We start from the raw sequence: 1,468 nt of genomic DNA on the forward strand, positions 1-1,468 counted from the left end.
TAAAATGTACCCTATAAGATAGACACTTAAAAAAAGTCTCTCTTACAGGGTACTTTTATTTATAATGAACATAACAACTAGATGGAGCAGAACTTATGTCAAAGAAACTATTTACCGATCAAGAACAAAAATTACTCAAGAAACATCCTTATGTAAAGGCTGTTAGTGAGAAAGGGATCACTTACACAGATGAATTTAGAGCAATTGCCATTGCAGAATATGAAAAAGGAAAATGTTCGCGTGAAATCTTTGAAGATGCAGGATTTGATATCGACCTGGTAGGGATTCATCGAGTAAAATCAGCTTTGAAACGTTGGCGAGCAGCTTATAAAGAAAAAGGTGTCTCAGGGCTTGAAGATACACGCAAATATCATTCTGGACGTCCACTAGAACGCGAATTAAGTCTAGCAGAAAAGAATGCTAGATTAGAAGCACAAATCGCCCTTCTACGTGCAGAAAATGAACTCCTAAAAAAGATAGAATTAGCAGAAAGAGTGTTGAGAAAGAAAAAGCAAAATTAACAGCGGAACAAAAATTTCAACTGATCTACACTGTTATCCAAAAATATAAATTAAAGCGAATGGTACGTTATCTTTGCCAGTTAGTTGGTGTTTCTCGTTCAGGCTACTATCGCTACTTTACACAAGAGGCAGAATTGAAAAGACAAACACGCCATCAAGCAGATGAAAGAGTCAAAGAAATCATTTTAAAAGCTTTTCATTTCCGTCGACGTCCTAAAGGAGCCCGTCAAATTAAAATGACGCTAGAACAGCAGTATCAAATCACCTATAACTTAAAGCGTATTCGTCGTATTATGAAGAAGTTTCAAATCGTTTGCCCCATTCGAAAAGCCAATCCATATCGACGAATGGCTAAAGCAACAAAGGAACATCGGACATTACCGAACTTGCTAAACCGCCAATTTAAGCAAGGAATCGCTGGAAAAGTATTATTAACAGACATCACCTATTTGAGTTATGGAAAAGGTAAACGTGCCTATTTATCCACAATTAAAGATGGGGAAACCAATGAAATTTTGGCCTATGAAGTATCTGATAAAATAACACTAGATATTGCCCTGAATACACTAAGGAATTTGAAGAAGAATGGTATCAAGCTAGCAGAAGGTGCATTCATCCACTCGGATCAGGGGTTCCACTATACCAACCCCCATTTCCAAAAGCTTGTGAAGACAATGGGATTAGGTCAATCAATGTCCCGTCGTGGGAACTGTTGGGATAACGCTCCTCAAGAGTCGTTCTTTGGGCATTTTAAAGATGAAACAGATTTAAAATCATGCGAAACACTAGAAGATGTTAGACGAGAAATAAAAAGTTATATGACTTATTACAATCATTATCGAGGGCAGTGGAACCTAAAAAAGATGACACCTGCACAATACAGACATCATCTTCTTCAAGTTGCCTAGAGCTTTTTTTAAAATGTCCTTTACAAAGGGTACACTTTA

At 37.1% G+C, this 1,468-nt stretch carries 1 protein-coding gene; it reads left to right on the plus strand.

Features of this window, described 5'->3' with window-relative positions; translation table 11 throughout:
* Positions 1–95: 95 nt before the first annotated feature.
* Positions 96–1,429 (plus strand): IS3 family transposase gene (locus ACIQXF_RS23040; protein WP_402788159.1). Its coding sequence is split into 2 segments (ribosomal slippage): positions 96–483 and positions 483–1,429, totalling 1,335 coding nucleotides; the frame shifts between segments, so codons are not numbered across the junction.
* The last annotated feature ends 39 nt before the right edge of the window (positions 1,430–1,468 follow it).

It is taken from the genome of Lysinibacillus sp. NPDC097231, assembly GCF_044761885.1.
Taxonomy (GTDB): domain Bacteria; phylum Bacillota; class Bacilli; order Bacillales_A; family Planococcaceae; genus Lysinibacillus.